This window comes from Lactobacillus pasteurii DSM 23907 = CRBIP 24.76, from assembly GCF_000297025.1.
In the GTDB taxonomy this organism is placed as follows: Bacteria; Bacillota; Bacilli; order Lactobacillales; family Lactobacillaceae; genus Lactobacillus; species Lactobacillus pasteurii.
Genome location: NZ_CAKD01000011.1, coordinates 1 through 1,407, shown reverse-complemented (window position 1 = coordinate 1,407; position 1,407 = coordinate 1). Strand labels below are relative to the sequence as shown.

Genomic DNA, 1,407 nt, shown 5'->3' with positions numbered 1-1,407 from the left:
GCACAAAAAAAGACGAGATTTCTCTCGCCTTTTTTCTCTAGCGCTAGCTATCTATTAAAAGTTAGCAACCTTAACGTATTGGTTCTTGCCGATTCTGTACATCTTGTGACCGTTGATGTTGAATGCTGAACCGAAAGTAGTTACTGAAGAACCCTTCTTCAACAACTTCTTAACAGTCTTCTTGCCTGACTTAACAGTAGTTGCCTTGCCAGTGTTCTTGTATACGTATGAGTTGTGGCTCAAAGTACGTGAAGTACCTTCAATGTTACCAAACTTTACGTATTGGTCCTTGCCAGCAAGCTTGAAGTACTTAGCACCGTTGATAGTTACAGGATCTTTTACTACTGTAACTGAGTCGTATGCGTGAAGTGAAGCTTCTGAAGTTGCCTTACCATCCTTGTCGTAGATCTTAGCTACGTGCATGATATTTTTAGTAGTAGTTACTTCTGCTGGAACTGCAGCATTAGGAACAGTTACTACAACTGGTAAAGTAGCAACCTTACCGTTAACAGTTGACTTAGCAGTCAAAGTTACAGTAAATGAAGCAGGAGCAGTAAAGTCACCAGCAGCATTTACAGTAATGTTAGCTTTCTTAAGTTCAGCAATAAGATCTGCTGCAGTAGTAGTTACATCAAAATCCTTAAGTGAACCATTTTGAAGTTGAACAGCCTTGTATTGCTTCTTCAAATCGGCAAGAAGAGTGTTTACATTAACAGTGCCGTTAGCAGCAAGAGTCATGTATGAACCCTTGGTTTCAAGCAATCCACTCTTAGTGTTGTAGAATTGAACAGCACTAGTGTTAGTAGCATCGTATGCCTTGATGCCCTTTACAGTGAATGTCAAGTTAGTAGCATTACCGTATTGGTCTAATTTTAACTTTTGGGTAGCGCTATCATATGAACCACCTTCAACCGTAACGTCTGAAGGCAAGTCAAGAGCTACTTCCTTGTTAGCATTAGCTGAACCAAAGCTAAAACCTACACCTTTAAGAGTAACATTGTACAAGTTACCAGCCTTTACGTAAACATCGTTTGAACTAGTGTTCCACTCACCAAGATGGTTTTCAGCTTTTTTATTGGTATCGTCGTATTTGTAAATAGTAGTGTTACCTGTGTCACTTGTTAAAATTAAACTCTTAGCAGCATCAACTACGTTAGCTTCTACTGAAGTACCGTTAAGTGAAGCAGTAATAGTACCTTGCAAAGTTGCTGAAGCAGTAACAGTACCTGGCTTACCAGCTTTATCTGACTTCTTACCAACTGCAGCAGTTAAAACAAAGTTAGGAGTTACCTTTACACCATCAGTAACAACACCAGCACCAGTCAAGTCAACAGTTGGCTTGGTAGTAGTTGAAGTAGTGCTGGTAGTATCAGCAAAAGTAGTATTAACAACAGAAGCAGCAACAGG

General features: G+C 39.7%; 1 protein-coding gene. It reads right to left on the bottom strand.

What is annotated here, in order from left to right; translation table 11 throughout:
* Positions 1-54 precede the first annotated feature (54 nt).
* A partial coding sequence (locus tag BN53_RS02490) for an SLAP domain-containing protein (RefSeq protein WP_040537276.1) occupies positions 55-1,407 on the bottom strand: 1,353 nt, incomplete at its 5' end.